We start from the raw sequence: 17,195 nt of genomic DNA on the forward strand, positions 1-17,195 counted from the left end.
GCAGGGTGATCACATGGAGCTCCTGATGCTGGGTGGTACGGAATTCGTCGGACGGGCCGTCACCGAGGAAGCCTCGCAACGCGGTTGGCGGGTCACGGTGTTCCACCGGGGCCGTCACGCGCCACCGCCGGGCGTCCGGGCGCTGACCGGGGACCGCACGGCGGGTGGCGCGGGCCTGGCCGCCTTGGCCGACGGCCGCTGGGACCTGGTGGTCGACACGTGGAGCGGCGCGCCCTCGGCAGTCCGGGACGCCGCCCGGCTGCTCTCCGGCCGGGCCGGGCACTTCACCTACGTCTCCAGCCGGTCCGTGTACGCCTACCCCGCACCGGCCGGGCTGTCGGAGGACGGCCCCCTGGTCGCCGGCGCGTCCCCGGACGCGGGAGACGACGTGTCGTACGCCCTGGCCAAACGCGGTGGTGAGCTGGCGGCGCTCGACGCCTTCGGCGACCGCGCGCTGCTGGCCCGGGCCGGTCTGATCCTCGGGCCCGGGGAGAACGTGGGCCGGTTGCCGTGGTGGCTGAACCGGACGGCCCGTGGCGGTCCGGTGATAGCGCCGGGCCCACGGGACGCCGAGCTCCAGTACATCGACGCCCGTGACCTCGCGAGCTGGCTGCTGGATGCCGCGACGCAGGGCCTCGGCGGCCCCTACAACACGGTCAGCAGGCCGGGGCACACCACCATGGGCGAGTTGCTGGACGCCTGTGTCCGGGTGACCGGCTCCCGTGCCGAACTGCGCTGGACCGATCCGGAGGTACTTCTCGCGGCAGGCGTGGAGCCCTGGAGCGACCTGCCCGTCTGGCTGCCCGCCGGCGAGTTGTACGACACGCTGCACCAGGGTGACGTCTCCAAGGCGGAAGCGGCGGGGCTGCGTTGCAGACCCGTCGGGGAGACGGTCGCCGACACCTGGACCTGGCTGCGGGAGCAGGGCGGCACCGCGCCACAGCGTCCGGACCGGCCCCGGCTCGGCCTCGACCCGGAGACCGAGGCACAGCTCCTCGCGGCGCCCGGAAGCCCGTAACGTGGCCGGATGAGCGAACAGTTGCTGCACCTCACCGAAGAGCCCCTGTGGGAGGCCGCCCTCAGGACCGGGACGTACGAGATGTCCACCCGCGGCCGCACCCTGGCAGAGGAGGGCTTCATCCACTGCTCGTTGCCCCACCAGCTTCCCGGTGTGGCACGGGCGCTCTACGGGACGGCCGACGAGGGGCTGGTCGTGCTGGTCATCGACCCGGACCGGCTCGGATTCCCCGTGCGCTACGAGGCCCTGGCGCCCGGCGGCGAGGAGTTCCCGCACCTCTACGGACCGCTGCCGGTGAGCGCCGTGGTGGAGGTGCGGCCCTGGACCGGTCCCGGGGCGGGAGAGGAGACCGCACCCCGGTAAGGGCCGACCGCGTCGCTGCCGGGGGACGGGGAGGGGGACGGGGGCGAGGCTCGGGCTCAAGCCGGTGGTAAGCGGTCGGCCGGGTCCCGGCCGCGGTGCGGGCCGTTCCTCGCGTCGGCGTCGGCGTCGGCGTCGGTGGCGGTGGCGGCCGGGGCACTGGCCGTGTCCGGAACGGGGACCGCGGTCGCCCGGCTTGCCCGGCCGAATACCGCCGGTCGCACCCGGCGTCACCTTCCGGACGGACGGACGGACGGCCGCGCCCGGCCCGCGAGGGCCTCCCGTGAGAGACCCCGCGGACCGGGCGCGGCCACCTCGATCCAGCGGAACGCCGACCGGGTCAGGCCTTCTTGGTCTCCCAGAAGATCTTGTCGATCTGGGCGATCAGGTCCAGAGCCTTCTGGCCCGTGGCCGGGTCGTTCGACGCCTTGGCCGCGGAGAGCGCCTTGAGGGTGTCGTTGACCAGCTGGTGCAGCTCCGGGTACTTCTCGAAGTGCGGGGGCTTGAAGTAGTCGCTCCAGAGCACCGAGACGTGGTGCTTCGCGAGCTCGGCACGCTGTTCCTTGATCAGAATGGCGCGCGTGCGGTAGTCCGCGTCCTCATTGGCCTGGTACTTCTCCTGGACGGCCTTGACCGACTCGGCCTCGATGCGGGCCTGGGCGGGGTCGTACACGCCGCAGGGCAGGTCGCAGTGAGCGCTGACCTTCACCTTGGGGGCAAACAGGCGGGAAAGCATGGAGCTGTCCTTCCTCGTGATCGTCTTCTCAGGTGGGACATTACTCCGTGGGCGCCCGCTTTTTGCGGCTGCCCCCATGGGCTTAGGCCAAAAGTCCAGGGTCAGGAGGTGACCCGTGGCCGAAACCACTGGGCGGTGCGCGCAGCGGTGTACTGGAGGACGGACCGGGAGGTGTCACAGATGCCGGAAGCGGCGCAGGGGGCGGGGCGCGGGCGGACGGGTAAGGGCTCGTTCCAGGTGGTGGAGGTGACGGGGCCCTCGATGGTGCCGACGCTCTACCACGGGGACTGGCTGCTGGTGCAGCACGGCGTGCCGGTGCGGCCGGGGGACGTGGTGATCCTGCGTCACCCGTTCCAGCAGGACCTGCTGGTGGTCAAGCGGGCCGCCGAACGGCGCGGCACCGGCTGGTGGGTGCTGGGCGACAACTCGTTCGCGGGCGGGGACAGCACGGACTACGGGGCGGTGCCCGAGGAGTTGGTGCTGGCCCGGGTACGGGCGCGCTACCGGCCGCTGCGCAAGGATCAGCGGTCGGTGTTCGGGCTGCTGGCCTGGGCGGTGTCCGCGCTGCGGCCCGTCTCCTCGGACCGTTCCGTCTCCAGGCGCTTGCGGGCCCGGTAGGCGGCCACGTTGGCCCTGGTCGCGCAGCGGTCGGAGCAGTACCGCCTCGACCGGTTGGTGGACGTGTCGAGGTAGGCGTTGCGGCAGGGCGCTGCCTCGCACAGGCCGAGCCGGTCCACGCCGTGCGAGGTGAGATGGAAGGCGAGGCCCATCGCCGCGATCGCCGCGAACCCGGCCGTCGCGTTGGACGGATGGTCGGCGAGGTGCATGTGCCAGTCCGGTGTCCCGTCCTCGGCCCTGGTGTCGTGGCCGGAGATCTGCGGGCTCACGGGGAATTCCAGCAGCAGTGAGTTGAGCAGGTCGACCGCGAGGGTCTCGTCGCCGCTGTCCGCCGCCTGGAACACCGCCCGCAGTCGGGCCCGTACCGAACGGAAACGGGTCACGTCCGCATCGGTCGCGCGGCGGGCCGCCTGCGCGTTCGCCCCGAAGAGCTCGCGGACCGCCTCGACCGTGGTGAGGGAGTCCTTGCCGCGGGCCGGCTCCTCGGTGTTGACCAGACGCACGGCGTAATCCGAGTAATAGGCCAATTCCACTTGTAGTCCTTACGGCGTCGGTCTATGGTCGATGCGTCGACCAGTGTAATGGCTGGGACTCGATAACGGGTATTACATACACGCATGCGTGTCACGTGGAGGCCGGGATGACGGAGAAGGCGGCGGGCGGCGACTGGCGGGCCTGGCAGGAGAGCTGGGACCGCCAGCAGGAGTGGTACATGCCGGACCGCGAGGAGCGGTTCCGGGTGATGCTGGACATGGTCGAGGCCGTGGTCGGAACCGCACCGAGAGTCCTCGACCTCGCGTGCGGTACGGGAAGTATCACGGACCGGCTCCTCAGGCGCTTCCCCCGTGCCACCTCGACCGGTGTCGATCTCGACCCCGCGCTGCTCGCCATCGCCCGCGGCACGTTCGACGGCGACGACCGGGCCACCTTCGTCACCGCGGACCTCAAGGACCCCACCTGGACCGAGCGGCTGCCGCACCCCTCGTACGACGCCGTGCTCACCGCGACGGCCCTCCACTGGCTCCACGAGGAACCGCTGACCGCGCTGTACGGCCGGATCGGCACGCTGGTCCGGGACGGCGGGGTCTTCATGAACGCCGACCACATGATCGACACCGGAACGCCGCGCATCAACGCGGCCGAGCGCGCCCATCGGCACGCCGCCATGGACCGGGCGAAGGCCGAGGGCGCGGTGGACTGGTCCGAGTGGTGGGCCCTCGCCGCCGAGGACCCGGTCCTCGCGGGACCGACCGCCGAACGCTTCACCCTGTACGGCGACCACGCCGACGGCGACATGCCGTCTCCGCAGTGGCACGCCCGCACCCTCCTGGCAGCCGGCTTCACCGAGGCGCGTGCCGTCTGGGCCTCCCCGTCGGACAGTGTGGTGCTGGCCCTGAAGTAGCTGATGCCGCGACCGGACCTGCTGCCCCGGGCAGGGGGAACGCGCGGCAGGGCGGTACGGGACCAGGTCCCGTACCGCCCTGCCGGCCGCCGTGCGCGCGCCTGTCGCCGCGGACCTGTGTGCGGCTACAGCACCTTCGACAGGAACGACTTCGTCCGGTCGTGCTGCGGGTTCGTCAGCACGTCGCGCGGGTGGCCCGACTCGACCACCACCCCGTCGTCCATGAAGACCAGCGCGTCACCGACCTCGCGGGCGAAGCCCATCTCGTGCGTGACGACGACCATCGTCATACCGTCCTCGGCGAGCCCGCGCATGACGTCGAGGACGTCACCGACCAGCTCCGGGTCGAGCGCCGACGTCGGCTCGTCGAAGAGCATCAGCTTCGGCTCCATGGCCAGCGCGCGGGCGATGGCCACCCGCTGCTGCTGTCCGCCGGAGAGCTGGGACGGGTAGTTCTTCGCCTTGTCGGACAGCCCGACCCGGTCCAGGAGACGCTCCGCGCGGGCGCGGGCGACGGCCTTGGACTCCCCCTTGACCTGGATCGGCGCCTCCATGACGTTCTCGATCGCCGTCATGTGCGGGAACAGGTTGAAGCGCTGGAAGACCATGCCGATGTCCCGGCGCTTCAGGGCGACTTCGCTGTCCTTGAGCTCGTAGAGCTTGTCGCCCTTCTGGCGGTAGCCGACCAGCTCACCGTCGACGGACAGCCGCCCGGCGTTGATCTTCTCCAGGTGGTTGATGCACCGCAGGAACGTCGACTTGCCGGAACCGGACGGGCCGATCAGGCAGAAGACCTCGCGGGGGGCGACCTCCAGGTCGATGCCCTTGAGGATGTGCGCGGGCCCGAAGGACTTGTGTACGCCTTCGGCCTTCACCATGGCGGTCATGCGGCGCCTCCCTTCGGGCGGCCCAGCGAGAGCATGGTGGCCCTGATCTTCTGGAACGGGGTGTCCGGCAGGCTGCGGCTGGAACCCCGCGCGTAGTACCGCTCCAGGTAGTACTGGCCGATGCTGAGCAGGGAGGTGAGGACCATGTACCAGGCCGCGGCCAGGAACAGCATCTCCACGGTGGCACCCGAGGTCTGCGAGACGTTCTGGGTGGAGCGCAGCAGTTCGGTGTACTGGACGGCGACCGCCAGCGACGAGGTCTTCAGCATGTTGATGACCTCGTTGCCCGTCGGCGGCACGATCACGCGCATCGCCTGAGGGACGACGATCCGGCGCAGCGTCTTGTTGTGGCTCATGCCCAGCGCGTGCGCCGCCTCGGTCTGGCCCTCGTCGACGGACTGGAGGCCGGCCCGGCAGATCTCCGCCATGTACGCGGCCTCGTTGAGCCCGAGGCCCAGCAGCGCGCAGAGGAACGGAGTCATGAAGGACGACCACTCGTCCTTGTAGATCGGCCCGAGGTTGATGTACTCGAAGACGATGCCGAGGTTGAACCAGACCAGCAGCTGCACGTAGACCGGGGTGCCGCGGAAGAACCAGATGTACCCCCACGCGATGGCGGAGGTCACCGGGTTCTTGGACAGCCGCATCACCGCGAGGACGATGCCGAGCACCACGCCGATGAGCATCGCCAGGACGGTGATGATGACGGTGTTCTTGACGCCTTCGAGGATCTGGGCGTCGAAGAAGTAGTCCGGGATGGCGCCCCAGTTGATGTCGCCCTGGGCGAACGCGTAGACGAGCGAGGCCAGCAGGCCGAGAGCGACGACCGCCGAGACGTACCGGCCGTAGTGACGCACCGGGATGGCTTTGATCGCCTCCGGCCCCGTCGGCGGCATGAGCGGGGTGGCCGCCGGGCCCGCCTTCTTGATGTCAGTCACAGGTGATGCCTTTCGGTGCCGGTCGCCGGTCACGACCCGCCGTTGATCTTGGCCTCGGTGACCGCTCCGGCCTCGACACCCCACTTGGCGATGATCTTTCCGTACTCGCCGTTCTTGATCAGCGCGTCCAGGGCGGCCTGCACCGCCTTGGTGAGCTCGTCGTTGCCCTTGGCGACGGCGATGCCGTACGGGGCCGCCTCGACCTGCTCGCCGACCAGCTGGAAGTCGTTGCCGCCGCCCGAGGTCTTCACCGCGTACGCGGCGACCGGGAAGTCGGAGGAGCCGGCGTCGGCGCCGCCGCCGCGCAGGCGGGTCTGGGCCTCGAGGTCGTTGTCGAACGCCTCGATGCTGATCTTGCCCTTGCTGCCGCACTTGGCGTTCTCGGCCTTGGCGAGGTCGTGGGAGACCGTGCCCCGCTGCACCACGAGCTTCTTGCCGCAGAGGTCCGACCAGGTCTTGATGCCCTTGTCGTCGCCCTTCTTGGTGTAGATCGACACGCCGGCGGTGAAGTAGTCGACGAAGTCGACGCCCTCGCCGACCTTCTTCTTCGTCTCGGAGTCCACACCCTCCTGACGGTCCTTGGTGTCGGTCATCGCCGACATCGCCAGGTCGTAGCGCTTGGAGCGCAGGCCCGTGAGCAGCGTGTCGAAGGTGCCGTTCTCGAAGACGAACTTCACTCCGAGCTGCTTGCCGAGGGCGTCACCGAGATCGGGGTCGATGCCGACCGTCTTGCCGGACTTGTCCTTGAACTCCACCGGCGGGTACGCGATGTCGGAGCCGACCTTGATCTCGCCCTTGTCCTTGACCGCCTGGGGCAGGAGATCGGCGAGCGGGGCGTCCTTGGCGGCGGCCGCACCCGAGGTCTTCTTGCTGCCGCTGTCGGTCTGGTCACCGCAGGCGCTCAGCAGCATGGTGCCCGCGACCGCGACTGCGCAGACCGCGGCTATCCGGGACTTCGCGGTCGAACGGCAGATGAAGCTTGCGGTCATGGTGGGAATCCTCCGGCGGTGAGGGGTGCTGGTCAGATGGATGCGCACGCACCTTCGAGTGCCGCACCTTGCGTGATGACGGCATCTTGCCATTCGGACTAGCCCATCCAGGGGGCCAGTCATGTCAAAATCGGGTAACGGGCGACCCCCGAACCTCAACAGGCCGGTACGCATGGCCGGACCATCTGTTGGAATCAGAGCTTCCCTCCGGAGGATCTCCGGTGCGTCTCAGCCTTCGGGCGACCTTTGTGGCGCTTAGTGGACTTGTCCAGATATTCGACTATGAGTCATGTCACCGCGTCGATACCGACTCGTCCGAGGCCCGGTCCGTCCGGTAAGAAAGACCTTTACACCCCTCATCCGGGGCTCAGGGCGCGTGTGCGGCGCGCCCGCGCGTAGGTGACTCCCCAGCCGGAGCGGGCCAACCGCTCAGGGCCGGGAACGTACGCGGTGCCCGCCCACCCCTCCTCAACCAGGAGTGGCCACCCTCAACTGATGAAGACTTAAGGGGTCAACACAATGGCAGCGGAGATCGTCAATCCTCGCAGCGACAGCAAGACGCACGGTACGGCCGGTGCGGACGGACTCACCGGTGCGGAAGAGGCCTTCGATCCGGCCTTCGCCCTGCACCGCGGCGGGAAGATGGCCGTGCAGGCCACCGTCCCGATCCGCGACAAGGACGACCTGTCCCTCGCGTACACGCCCGGCGTGGCCAAGGTGTGCAGCGCCATCGCGGACAATCCCGAACTCGTCCACGACTACACCTGGAAGTCGCAGGTCGTGGCCGTCGTGACGGACGGCACCGCAGTGCTCGGCCTGGGGGACATCGGCCCCGAGGCGTCCCTCCCGGTCATGGAGGGCAAGGCGATCCTCTTCAAGCAGTTCGGCGGGGTCGACGCGGTGCCGATCGCGCTCGCCACCACCGACGCGGACGAGATCGTCGAGACCGTCGTGCGGCTGGCGCCGTCCTTCGGCGGGGTCAACCTGGAGGACATCTCGGCGCCCCGCTGCTTCGAGATCGAGCGCAAGCTCCAGGAGCGCCTCGACATCCCGGTCTTCCACGACGACCAGCACGGCACGGCCGTCGTGACGCTCGCGGCGCTGCGCAACGCGGCGAAGCTGTCCGGCCGGACGCTCGGCGACCTGCGCGGCGTCATCTCCGGAGCGGGCGCGGCCGGTGTGGCCATCGCCAAGTTCCTCCTGGAGGCGGGCATCGGCGACGTCGCCGTCGCCGACCGCAAGGGCATCGTCAGCAGGGACCGGGACGACCTCACCGACGTCAAGCGTGAGCTCGCCGAGCTCACGAACCGGGCGGGCCTCTCGGGCCCCCTGGAGACGGCACTGGCGGGCGCCGACGTGTTCATCGGTGTCTCCGGCGGTACGGTCCCCGAGCCGGCCGTCGCCTCGATGGCGCCCGGTGCGTTCGTCTTCGCCATGGCCAACCCGAACCCGGAGGTCCACCCCGACGTCGCGCACAAGTACGCGGCCGTCGTGGCGACCGGGCGGTCGGACTACCCGAACCAGATCAACAACGTGCTGGCGTTCCCGGGCATCTTCGCCGGCGCGCTGCAGGTCCGGGCCTCCCGGATCACCGAAGGCATGAAGATCGCTGCGGCGAACGCGCTGGCGGATGTCGTCGGCGAGGAGCTGGCGGCGGACTACGTGATCCCGTCGCCGTTCGACGAGCGGGTCGCGCCGGCCGTCACCGCGGCCGTGGCCGCGGCCGCGCGGGCCGAGGGCGTCGCCCGCCGCTGACGCGGGCGAACCGGGGCGGGGCGGGGTGCGGGCCCTCCGAGTGGGCCGCTCCCCGCCTCGCGTCGCGTCCTCCGGGGTGGGGGCACCAACCGCCTCGCGTCGCGTCCTCCGGGGTGGGGCCACCAACCGCCTCGCCGCTTCCCGCCGGCTGGGGCGTGTGTCACACCATCGAACGGTTACGTCACGGGGCGTCACGCCCTAGGGTCGTGGCCATGTTCGCCGCCTACGCCGCACGCATCGACCGTGACCAGCCCCTCGACGGACTCGAACTGGGCGAACGCCCGGCACCGGAGCCGCGACCCGGATGGACCACCGTCCAGGTCAGGGCCGCGTCGCTCAACCACCACGACCTCTGGTCCCTGCGGGGCGTGGGCCTTGCCGAGGACAAGCTGCCGATGATCCTCGGCTGCGACGCCGCCGGGATCGACCAGGACGGCAACGAAGTGGTCCTGCACTCCGTGATCGGCCAGACGGGCCACGGGGTCGGTCCCGACGAGCCCCGATCCATCCTGACCGAGCGCTACCAGGGCACCTTCGCCGAACTGGTCACCGTCCCCAGCTGGAACGTGCTGCCCAAGCCGAAGGAACTGACCTTCGAGCAGGCGGCCTGTCTGCCGACCGCCTGGCTGACCGCGTATCGGATGCTCTTCACCAACGCGGGTGTCCGGCCCGGCGACTCCGTCCTCGTCCAGGGCGCGGGCGGTGGCGTGGCCACCGCCGCGATCGTGCTGGGCAAGGCCGCCGGACTCAGGATGTTCGCCACCAGCCGTGACAAGGCCAAGCGCGAGCGGGCCGTCGAACTGGGCGCCGTCGAGGCCTACGAGCCCGGTGCGCGGCTGCCCCGGAGGGTCGACGCCGTCATCGAGACGGTCGGGGCCGCCACCTGGTCGCACTCGGTCAAGTCGCTGCGCCCCGGAGGCACGCTGGTCATCTCGGGGGCGACCAGCGGCGACCGGCCCCCACACGCCGAACTGACCCGGATCTTCTTCCTGGAGCTCAAGGTGGTCGGCTCCACGATGGGTACCAAGGACGAACTGGAGGACCTGCTGGCGTTCTGCTCGGCCACCGGGGTCCGGCCCGTCATCGACGCGACCCTGCCGCTGGACCGGGCCCGCGAGGGATTCGAGCGGCTTGCCGCCGGGGACCTGTTCGGGAAGATCGTGCTCAGCGCCTCGTGACGACTGCGGCGGAACCCCCGCATCCCGAGGTTTCCCGCTGAGGCCCCGGCCCGGCCCTTGTACGGCGACGGGGCCGCGGCTCCCTTCGCCCCTTCGACCCGTGCTGCGCCATCCACCCCCCTCTCGTCCGTCCGCCCTCTCATCGCCGGACGGTGAGAGGGCAGACGGAGGACAACCGGCGGCCGGCCGGAAGCGACCCGGCGGTCAGGGCTTCTTGCGCGAGGCCGCCCCGTCCCCTGCCGTTCTCCGCAGGAGCGTGTCTATCCGGGTCGCTGCCGCGGCGAGGTGACCGCGGGCCTCCGTGAGCTGGGCGTCGGTGACGCCATGGTCCCGGGCGGCGTCCCGGACGTCGTCGCGGAATCGGTCCAGCAGACGGTCCAGATCACGGGCCGGATCTCCTGTGGAGGCCGTGTCCGCGGCCCACTCGATGTCCGGGGCCGCAGGGTCCGGCCTGCTGTACGACGGCCAGGTGCCCGTCCTGGCGAAGCCGCCGAGCTGTCCGGTGATCTCGGCGAGTCCTTCCCGCACACCCGTCGGCCAGTCGCCGCGGGCGAAGTGCTCCTGCACCTGGCGGGCGGCGTTCTGCATCTGCTCACGTGCCTTCTCGTGCGCTTCCTGAGCCTGACGGCGGGCCTGCTCGGCGTCCTCGCGAGCACGGCGGGACTCGTCCTTCGCCCGGCGTGCCTGTTCCTTCCACTCGTGCCTGGCCTTGCGCAGCTCCTCCTTGGCCATGCGCCACGCCTCGCTCTCGCGGGGATCCTCGCCGAAGCCGGGCTCCCAGCCGCTCCGTCCGCCGTCCGGTGCGTGCCGGGTCTCGGACGCCGCAGCACGCATCTCACTGCGCAGCTTGCCCGCCGCACCGCGCACGTCGTCGCGGATCTCGGCGGCGAGCTCGGAGACGGACTCCCGGATCTCCAGCTCCAGATCGGCCAGCTCGCCACTGCGGCCCGCCAGCTCGGCACGCCCGGCCTCGGTGATCGAGTAGACCTTGCGGCCGCCCTCGGTGGCATGCGTGACCAGGCCCTCGGCCTCCAGCTTGGCCAGCCGCGGATACACCGTGCCGGCCGACGGTGCGTACAGCCCCTGGAAACGCTCCTCCAGGAGCCTGATCACCTCGTAGCCGTGGCGCGGGGCCTCGTCCAGCAGCTTCAGGAGGTAGAGGCGCAGACGGCCGTGGGCGAATACGGGGGCCATGTCAGAGCACCTTTCCGGTCGGCTCGGCGTCGACCAGGTCGTCGTCCTCGGCGGGTGGGCGGCGCAGCAGGGCGATCGACCCCGAGACGGTGGTGGCCTTCAGCTTCCCCGTGCCCGCCCCCAGGGTGCCGGTGATCTTCTTCGCGCCCCACTGACCGCTGACCCGGAGAGCCTCGAAGGCGTTGGAGACCGCGCCGCTCGCTGTGTTCGCCTCGACCCTGGCGTCGGCCGGGTGCGGAAGCCGGATGGCGACCTCGCCGGAGACCGTGGTCAGCCGGATGTCCGTCGGCCTGTCCGACGTGTCGAGGTCCAGCACCATGTCACCGGTGACGGACTCGGCCCGGACCGAGGTGCCGGCGCCGTCCACGACCGTCAGGTCGCCGGACACGGACTGGAAGCGCAGGTCCCCGATGACACCCTGTGCCTCGAGGCTGCCGGAGACGGTCTCGGCGCGGACCGCGCCCGTGAGGCCGACCAAGGTCGTGTCGCCCGTGATGCCGCGCAGTTCCGTGCGCCCTCGGATCCCGGAAACCACCGCTCCGGCACCGATGACCCCCACCTCCACCGCCGCGCCGGCGGGTACGGCGAGCGAGACGACGGCCCGGCGGCGCGGAGCCTTACGGTCGAGCCAGGTGAGGAATCCCTTCCAGGGCAGATCCTCGTAGGCCACGGTGATCCTGCCGTCCTGCTGGGTCACGATCAGGGGCGGGCCCTCGATCTCGGAGACCTCCAGGCGTGCGGTCGCCTCATCGGTGCCGACGACGTTGACCGTGCCGTCGACGATACGCACATGGAGCGCTGTCACGGGCTCGCCGAAGGCAAGCCTCTGCGGCTCGGCGACGTTCCACCTCGACTCGGGCATGGATCCGGCCTCCCTGGTGTGCGGCATGACGCAACATATCGCGTCTTCTGGGAACACGATATATCGCGGATTGCCGAAGTCAAGAGCGAATCCGGGAGGTGGTCCGGCGGGGCGACGGAGGCCGACGGGTCGCCCCTCAAGGGATCAAAGAGCTCATACGCGGGCACATTGCCCTAGCGTGTGGACCATGACCGCGACATCCGTGGGCGCTCTGCTGCTGTGCCGGGCCGACCCCGAGACCGTACGGCCCGTGGCCCATCTCCTGCGGGAGCGCATGCTGCTCGTGCCCGCCGGGGACGGCTGGAGCGCGCTCGTCCCCGAGGGGAAGCCCTGGCAGCCGGAGGGCCACGAGGCCGGCGGCGGCGTGACGGGCGACACGGGCCCGGAGCCCGTCGACCGGGTCGTGGGTGGCTGGGCCACGGCGCTCGCCGTGGGTTCCGCCTGGCCCGCCCTCGCCCTGTGGTGGGACGGCGACAGGTCCGGCTACACCCTGGCCGCGGGCTTCCGCCGCCCGGTCGGCTACGTCTGGCTGGCCGACGGCACCCCGGCCGGTGAGGACGAGGCCATGCGGTCGTTCGCCGCCCGGCTGGGCCTGGACCCCGTCCTGGACGCCCAGGTGCTCGACACCCTCACCCGTCCGGACCCGGAGGCCGACGCCGACGCCCGGCTCCGTGGGCTGCTGGCCGTCCTCGCCCGCACCGGACTGTCGCTGCCGCCCGGACTGTCGCCGGGCGAACCGGCCGACCGGCTGCGTGCGTCCGCCGGGGCCCACCGTGAGGTGCGGCAGATCGAGTGGGGCGGCCGGCGCGATGCGGTGCGGCTGGAACTCGACGCCCTGGAGAGCGGCAGTCTCGGCCCCTGGGTCCTCGGTCCGAAGGCCCGCGCGGTCGCCGTGGCGCAGGTCGCCGCGGGGGTGCCGCTCACCCTGTGGGGCGCCCGCCGGCGCAGCGGCGGCTGGCTCGCGGCCGGCCTGATCCTGCTGCTCCACGGCACGTTGGGGCTCGCGTACAACAGGTTCAGGGGCGAAGCGGGCCGTAAGGCCGTGAGCGGCCGCATGCGGTGACTACTCGTCCTCGTCCTCGTCGTCCAGCCGTGCCAGCCAGGTCGCGAGTCGCTCGACGGGAACCTCGAAGTCGGGGTTGAGATCGACGAACGTACGCAGCTGCTCGGCGAGCCACTCGAAGGTGACCTCCTCCTCACCGCGCCGCTTCTCCAGTTCCTCGATGCCGCGGTCCGTGAAATACATGCCTGTGCTCGCTCCGGGTGGGGACAGTGGTGGTCACTGCAAGGGTAGGGCTACGGGAACCGCCGGGATCGTTCCGGGCGGCTCTGCCACCGAGGGCCCGGCCCCGCGCGTCGAGCGCGGGGCCGGGCCCTCTGTGGTAAGCGGCCGGTTGGCCGTCGGCGGCCTCGGCCTCCGACGGCCTCCGGGGTCAGGCCTCGAAGACCTCGGCGACCAGCTGGGTCTGCTCAGCCTGGTGGCGCTTGGCCGAGCCGACCGCCGGGGACGAGCCGTGCGGACGCGAGATGCGGCGCAGGCGCTCGCCGTGCGGCACATCGGCGCCGACGGCCAGGTCCAGGTGGTCGATCAGGTTGAGCGCGATGAACGGCCACGCACCCTGGTTCGCCGGCTCCTCCTGCGCCCAGAGGTACTTCTCGGCGTTCGGGTACTTGGCGATCTCGGCCTGGATCTCGGCACCCGGCAGCGGGTACAGGCGCTCCAGACGGATGATCGCCGTCTCGGTGTCGCCCCGCTTCTCACGCTCGGCGTCGAGGTCGTAGTAGAGCTTGCCGGAGACGAAGACGACCTTGCGGACCGCCTCGGCCTGCACCGACTCGTCGCCGATCACCGGGCGGAAGCCGCCGGTGGTGAACTCCTCGATCTTCGACGCGGCCGCCTTGAGGCGGAGCATCGACTTCGGGGTGAAGACGATCAGCGGCTTGTGGTGCGGGTTGTGCACCTGCCACCGCAGGAGGTGGAAGTAGTTCGACGGCAGTGTGGGCATCGCGACCGTCATGTTGTTCTGCGCGCAGAGCTGGAGGAAGCGCTCCGGCCTGGCGGACGAGTGGTCCGGGCCCTGGCCCTCGTAACCGTGCGGGAGCAGCAGGGTGACGCCGGACGTCTGGCCCCACTTCTGCTCGGCCGAGGAGATGAACTCGTCCACGACGGTCTGGGCGCCGTTGACGAAGTCACCGAACTGCGCCTCCCAGATGACCAGCGACTCCGGACGGGCCAGCGAGTACCCGTACTCGAAGCCCATCGCCGCGTACTCGCTGAGCAGCGAGTCGTAGACGTTGTAACGGGCCTGCTCGTCGGAGAGGTAGAGCAGCGGGGTGTAGTCCTCGCCCGTCTTCTGGTCGACGAGGACCGCGTGACGCTGACCGAACGTGCCGCGGCGGGTGTCCTGTCCGGCGAGCCGGACCGGAGTGCCCTCCATCAGCAGCGAGCCGATCGCGAGGGTCTCGCCCATGCCCCAGTCGATGGTGCCGTTCTCCACCGAGGCCGCGCGGCGCTGCATCTGCGGCAGCAGACGCGGGTGGACGGTGATCCCGTCGGGGATGTTCACCTGCGATTCGGCGATCACCTTCACGACCTCCGGGGAGATCGCGGTGGTCACAGCCACCGGGAACTGCGCCTGGACGTCGGCCACATGCGGCTGCGAGGGAGCCGAGGTGGCCTCGCGGACCTCCGCGAAGACCTTCTCCAGCTGGCCCTGGAAGTCCTGGAGCGCCTGCTCGGCCTCCTCCAGGGTGATGTCGCCACGACCGATGAGCGACTCGGTGTACAGCTTGCGCACCGAGCGCTTCTTGTCGATCAGGGTGTACATCTGCGGGTTGGTGAACTCCGGGTTGTCGCCCTCGTTGTGACCGCGGCGGCGGTAGCAGATGAGGTCGATCACGACGTCCTTGTTGAACGTCTGGCGGTACTCGAAGGCCAGGCGGGCGACGCGGACCACGGCCTCCGGGTCGTCACCGTTGACGTGGATGATCGGCGCCTCGATCATGCGGGCCACGTCCGTGGCGTACATGGAGGAGCGCGAGGACTCCGGGGCGGCGGTGAAGCCGACCTGGTTGTTGATCACCACGTGGACGGTGCCGCCGGTGCGGTAGCCGCGCAGCTGCGACATGTTGAGCGTCTCGGCGACGACGCCCTGGCCGGCGAAGGCCGCGTCGCCGTGGAGCGCGACGGGCAGGACCGTGAAGTCCGTACCGCCCTTGTTGATGATGTCCTGCTTGGCGCGGGCGATGCCCTCCAGGACCGGGTCGACGGCTTCGAGGTGCGAGGGGTTGGCGGCCAGCGAGACCTTGATCTGCTCGCCGTCCAGACCGGTGAAGGTGCCCTCGGCGCCCAGGTGGTACTTCACGTCGCCGGAGCCGTGCATCGACCGCGGGTCGAGGTTGCCCTCGAACTCCCGGAAGATCTGCGCGTACGACTTGCCGACGATGTTCGCCAGGACGTTCAGACGGCCGCGGTGGGCCATACCGATGACGACCTCGTCGAGGCGGGCCTCGGCCGCGGAGTCGATGACGGCGTCGAGCAGCGGGATGACGGACTCGCCGCCCTCCAGGGAGAACCGCTTCTGGCCGACGTACTTGGTCTGCAGGAACGTCTCGAACGCCTCGGCGGCGTTCAGGCGGCGCAGGATGCGGAGCTGCTCCTCGCGCTCGGGCTTCGGACGCGGGCGCTCCACCCGGTCCTGGAGCCACTTGCGCTCCTTCGGCTCCTGGATGTGCATGAACTCGATGCCGGTGGTGCGGCAGTACGACTCACGCAGCACACCGAGGATGTCGCGGAGCTTCATCAGCGTCTTGCCGGCGAAACCGCCGACCGCGAAGTCGCGCTCCAGGTCCCACAGGGTGAGGCCGTGCTCGGTGATGTCCAGGTCGGGGTGCTTGCGCTGGCGGTACTCCAGCGGGTCGGTGTCGGCCATGACGTGGCCGCGGACCCGGTAGGAGTGGATCAGCTCGAAGACCCGAGCCGCCTTGGTGACGTCGTCGTCGTGCGAGGCGTCGATGTCCTTGAGCCAGCGGACCGGCTCGTAGGGGATGCGCAGCGCCTTGAAGATCTCGTCGTAGAACTCGTTCTCGCCGAGCAGGAGCTGGGACAGGACGCGCAGGAACTCGCCCGAGGCGGCGCCCTGGATGACCCGGTGGTCGTACGTCGAGGTCAGGGTCATGACCTTCGAGATGCCCAGCTTGTTCAGCGTGTCCTGCGAGGTGCCCTGGAACTCGGCCGGGTAGTCCATCGCGCCGACGCCCATGATGAGGCCCTGTCCGGGCATCAGGCGGGGCACCGAGTGGACGGTGCCGATGCCGCCGGGGTTCGTCAGCGAGGCGGTGACGCCGGTGAAGTCGTCCATGCCCAGCTTGCCGACGCGGGCGCGGCGGACGATGTCCTCGTACGCCTGCCAGAACTCGAAGAAGTTGAGCGTCTCGGCCTTCTTGATGGCCGCGACGACCAGCTGGCGGTCGCCGTTCGGCTTGACCAGGTCGATGGCCAGGCCGAGGTTGATGTGCTCCGGCTTGACCAGGGTCGGCTTGCCGTCCTTGACCGCGAAGGAGTAGTTCATCGACGGCATGGCCTTGAGGGCCTGCACCATCGCGTACCCGATGAGGTGCGTGAAGGAGATCTTCCCGCCGCGGGCGCGCTTGAGGTGGTTGTTGATGACGATGCGGTTGTCGAAGAGCAGCTTCACCGGGACGGCGCGGACGGACGTGGCCGTCGGCAGCTCCAGCGAGGCGTTCATGTTCTTCGCGACGGCGGCCGACGGGCCGCGCAGCGTCACGTACTCAGGGCCGGCCGGGGCCTCGGTGGAGGCCTCCTCCTTTGCGGGCGCCGGGGCGGCCTTCGCCGGCGCGGCGGCCGGTGCGGCCGCCTTGGCCGGGGCTGCCGCCTTGACCGGTGCCGCGGGCTGCGCGGCCGGGGCGGGAGCCGCCTCGGCCGGCGCCGGGGCGGGAGCCGCGGGTGCCGGAGCCTTGGCCGGAGCGGCGTTGTCGACCGCGTTCACGGCCGGCGCGGCCGGCGCGGCCGCAGCTGTGGGAACGGGCTTGTCCGCCGTGCCGGACGTGCCCGGCTTGTAGTCGGCGAAGAAGTCCCACCAGGCGCGATCGACCGAATTGGGATCCTGCAGGTACTGCTGGTAGATCTCGTCGACGAGCCACTCATTGGGGCCGAAAGCGGCGGCCGGGTTGGAACCGGAGCCTGCTTCTTGATCGGTCGAGATGCTCGAGTTACTGGGGGACTGAGACGACACGGC

Annotated in this window: 17 protein-coding genes; 7 read left to right on the top strand and 10 right to left on the bottom strand. The window is 70.4% G+C overall.

What is annotated here, in order from left to right; translation table 11 throughout:
- Positions 1-13 precede the first annotated feature (13 nt).
- Both ACH4VO_RS01480 and ACH4VO_RS01485 read left to right on the top strand, forming a co-directional pair.
- Positions 14-1,018, top strand: a complete 1,005-nt coding sequence (locus ACH4VO_RS01480) for an NAD-dependent epimerase/dehydratase family protein (protein ID WP_360997122.1) — start codon at positions 14-16, stop codon at positions 1,016-1,018.
- 9 nt (positions 1,019-1,027) lie between these two features.
- Complete coding sequence (locus ACH4VO_RS01485) at positions 1,028-1,381, top strand: DUF952 domain-containing protein (protein WP_360997120.1); 354 nt, start codon at positions 1,028-1,030, stop codon at positions 1,379-1,381.
- A 56-nt stretch (positions 1,382-1,437) separates the two neighbouring features.
- Here ACH4VO_RS01485 and ACH4VO_RS01490 read toward each other — a convergent pair whose 3' ends face one another.
- Both ACH4VO_RS01490 and sodN read right to left on the bottom strand, forming a co-directional pair.
- Positions 1,438-1,602, bottom strand: a complete 165-nt coding sequence (locus tag ACH4VO_RS01490) for a hypothetical protein (RefSeq protein WP_398440844.1) — start codon at positions 1,600-1,602, stop codon at positions 1,438-1,440.
- 116 nt (positions 1,603-1,718) lie between these two features.
- Complete coding sequence (gene sodN, locus ACH4VO_RS01495) at positions 1,719-2,114, bottom strand: superoxide dismutase, Ni (protein ID WP_358678295.1); 396 nt, start codon at positions 2,112-2,114, stop codon at positions 1,719-1,721.
- Between the two features lie 180 nt (positions 2,115-2,294).
- On the opposite strand from sodN, the gene sodX reads away from it, so the two are divergent.
- Complete coding sequence (gene sodX, locus ACH4VO_RS01500) at positions 2,295-2,732, top strand: nickel-type superoxide dismutase maturation protease (RefSeq protein WP_360997208.1); 438 nt, start codon at positions 2,295-2,297, stop codon at positions 2,730-2,732.
- On the opposite strand, the gene ACH4VO_RS01505 is transcribed toward sodX, so the two are convergent.
- Positions 2,636-3,265 (bottom strand): CGNR zinc finger domain-containing protein, encoded by a 630-nt coding sequence (locus ACH4VO_RS01505; protein WP_360997118.1) that lies wholly within the window; start codon positions 3,263-3,265, stop codon positions 2,636-2,638. The two genes, sodX and ACH4VO_RS01505, sit on opposite strands and share 97 nt — an antisense overlap.
- Before the next feature lie 107 nt (positions 3,266-3,372).
- Here ACH4VO_RS01505 and ACH4VO_RS01510 point away from each other — a divergent pair, with 107 nt between their 5' ends.
- Complete coding sequence (locus tag ACH4VO_RS01510; protein WP_360997116.1) at positions 3,373-4,134, top strand: class I SAM-dependent methyltransferase; 762 nt, start codon at positions 3,373-3,375, stop codon at positions 4,132-4,134.
- Between the two features lie 125 nt (positions 4,135-4,259).
- On the opposite strand, the gene ACH4VO_RS01515 is transcribed toward ACH4VO_RS01510, so the two are convergent.
- The 3 genes from ACH4VO_RS01515 to ACH4VO_RS01525 all read right to left on the bottom strand — a co-directional run bounded on the left by ACH4VO_RS01515 (position 4,260) and on the right by ACH4VO_RS01525 (position 6,948).
- Positions 4,260-5,021, bottom strand: a complete 762-nt coding sequence (locus tag ACH4VO_RS01515) for an amino acid ABC transporter ATP-binding protein (RefSeq protein ID WP_360997114.1) — start codon at positions 5,019-5,021, stop codon at positions 4,260-4,262.
- Positions 5,018-5,917, bottom strand: coding sequence for an amino acid ABC transporter permease (locus ACH4VO_RS01520; RefSeq protein WP_360997207.1), 900 nt, complete (start codon positions 5,915-5,917; stop codon positions 5,018-5,020). Before ACH4VO_RS01520 ends, ACH4VO_RS01515 begins: the two co-directional genes overlap by 4 nt.
- Positions 5,918-5,988: 71 nt before the next feature.
- On the bottom strand, positions 5,989-6,948 hold the full coding sequence (locus ACH4VO_RS01525; protein WP_360997112.1) for an ABC transporter substrate-binding protein: 960 nt from the start codon (positions 6,946-6,948) through the stop codon (positions 5,989-5,991).
- A 519-nt stretch (positions 6,949-7,467) separates the two neighbouring features.
- Between ACH4VO_RS01525 and ACH4VO_RS01530 the strand changes: the two genes are divergently transcribed.
- The gene (locus ACH4VO_RS01530) at positions 7,468-8,703 is read left to right on the top strand and encodes an NADP-dependent malic enzyme (RefSeq protein ID WP_360997110.1); all 1,236 of its coding nucleotides are present in this window, start codon (positions 7,468-7,470) and stop codon (positions 8,701-8,703) included.
- A gap of 212 nt (positions 8,704-8,915) precedes the next feature.
- Positions 8,916-9,881 carry a zinc-binding dehydrogenase gene (locus ACH4VO_RS01535; protein ID WP_360997109.1) on the top strand — a complete coding sequence of 322 codons (966 nt, stop codon included), beginning with the start codon at positions 8,916-8,918 and terminating at the stop codon, positions 9,879-9,881.
- 204 nt (positions 9,882-10,085) lie between these two features.
- Here ACH4VO_RS01535 and ACH4VO_RS01540 read toward each other — a convergent pair whose 3' ends face one another.
- The gene (locus tag ACH4VO_RS01540; protein WP_360997107.1) at positions 10,086-11,075 is read right to left on the bottom strand and encodes a helix-turn-helix transcriptional regulator; all 990 of its coding nucleotides are present in this window, start codon (positions 11,073-11,075) and stop codon (positions 10,086-10,088) included.
- Position 11,076: 1 nt separating this feature from the next.
- Positions 11,077-11,937 (bottom strand): DUF4097 family beta strand repeat-containing protein, encoded by an 861-nt coding sequence (locus ACH4VO_RS01545; RefSeq protein WP_360997105.1) that lies wholly within the window; start codon positions 11,935-11,937, stop codon positions 11,077-11,079.
- 187 nt (positions 11,938-12,124) lie between these two features.
- Here ACH4VO_RS01545 and ACH4VO_RS01550 point away from each other — a divergent pair, with 187 nt between their 5' ends.
- Entirely contained in the window at positions 12,125-13,000 is an 876-nt protein-coding gene (locus ACH4VO_RS01550) for a hypothetical protein (protein ID WP_360997103.1), read from the top strand.
- Here ACH4VO_RS01550 and ACH4VO_RS01555 read toward each other — a convergent pair whose 3' ends face one another.
- Both ACH4VO_RS01555 and ACH4VO_RS01560 read right to left on the bottom strand, forming a co-directional pair.
- Entirely contained in the window at positions 13,001-13,183 is a 183-nt protein-coding gene (locus ACH4VO_RS01555) for a DUF6104 family protein (RefSeq protein WP_003961784.1), read from the bottom strand.
- Between the two features lie 187 nt (positions 13,184-13,370).
- Positions 13,371-17,192, bottom strand: a complete 3,822-nt coding sequence (locus tag ACH4VO_RS01560) for a multifunctional oxoglutarate decarboxylase/oxoglutarate dehydrogenase thiamine pyrophosphate-binding subunit/dihydrolipoyllysine-residue succinyltransferase subunit (RefSeq protein ID WP_360983573.1) — start codon at positions 17,190-17,192, stop codon at positions 13,371-13,373.
- Positions 17,193-17,195: the final 3 nt, after the last annotated feature.

The organism is Streptomyces sp. NPDC020780, from assembly GCF_044334475.1.
GTDB lineage: Bacteria > Actinomycetota > Actinomycetes > Streptomycetales > Streptomycetaceae > Streptomyces.

Excerpts from the sequence above, each read along its gene's own strand:
- ACH4VO_RS01550 (WP_360997103.1), top strand. The coding sequence starts at position 12,125 with ATGACCGCGACATCCGTGGGCGCTCTGCTGCTGTGCCGGGCCGACCCC.
- ACH4VO_RS01520 (WP_360997207.1), bottom strand. The coding sequence starts at position 5,917 with ATGCCGCCGACGGGGCCGGAGGCGATCAAAGCCATCCCGGTGCGTCAC.
- ACH4VO_RS01480 (WP_360997122.1), top strand. The coding sequence starts at position 14 with ATGGAGCTCCTGATGCTGGGTGGTACGGAATTCGTCGGACGGGCCGTC.
- ACH4VO_RS01525 (WP_360997112.1), bottom strand. The coding sequence starts at position 6,948 with ATGACCGCAAGCTTCATCTGCCGTTCGACCGCGAAGTCCCGGATAGCC.
- ACH4VO_RS01540 (WP_360997107.1), bottom strand. The coding sequence starts at position 11,075 with ATGGCCCCCGTATTCGCCCACGGCCGTCTGCGCCTCTACCTCCTGAAG.
- ACH4VO_RS01535 (WP_360997109.1), top strand. The coding sequence starts at position 8,916 with ATGTTCGCCGCCTACGCCGCACGCATCGACCGTGACCAGCCCCTCGAC.
- ACH4VO_RS01515 (WP_360997114.1), bottom strand. The coding sequence starts at position 5,021 with ATGACCGCCATGGTGAAGGCCGAAGGCGTACACAAGTCCTTCGGGCCC.
- ACH4VO_RS01530 (WP_360997110.1), top strand. The coding sequence starts at position 7,468 with ATGGCAGCGGAGATCGTCAATCCTCGCAGCGACAGCAAGACGCACGGT.
- ACH4VO_RS01555 (WP_003961784.1), bottom strand. The coding sequence starts at position 13,183 with ATGTATTTCACGGACCGCGGCATCGAGGAACTGGAGAAGCGGCGCGGT.
- ACH4VO_RS01545 (WP_360997105.1), bottom strand. The coding sequence starts at position 11,937 with ATGCCCGAGTCGAGGTGGAACGTCGCCGAGCCGCAGAGGCTTGCCTTC.
- ACH4VO_RS01485 (WP_360997120.1), top strand. The coding sequence starts at position 1,028 with ATGAGCGAACAGTTGCTGCACCTCACCGAAGAGCCCCTGTGGGAGGCC.
- sodN (WP_358678295.1), bottom strand. The coding sequence starts at position 2,114 with ATGCTTTCCCGCCTGTTTGCCCCCAAGGTGAAGGTCAGCGCTCACTGC.
- sodX (WP_360997208.1), top strand. The coding sequence starts at position 2,295 with ATGCCGGAAGCGGCGCAGGGGGCGGGGCGCGGGCGGACGGGTAAGGGC.
- ACH4VO_RS01510 (WP_360997116.1), top strand. The coding sequence starts at position 3,373 with ATGACGGAGAAGGCGGCGGGCGGCGACTGGCGGGCCTGGCAGGAGAGC.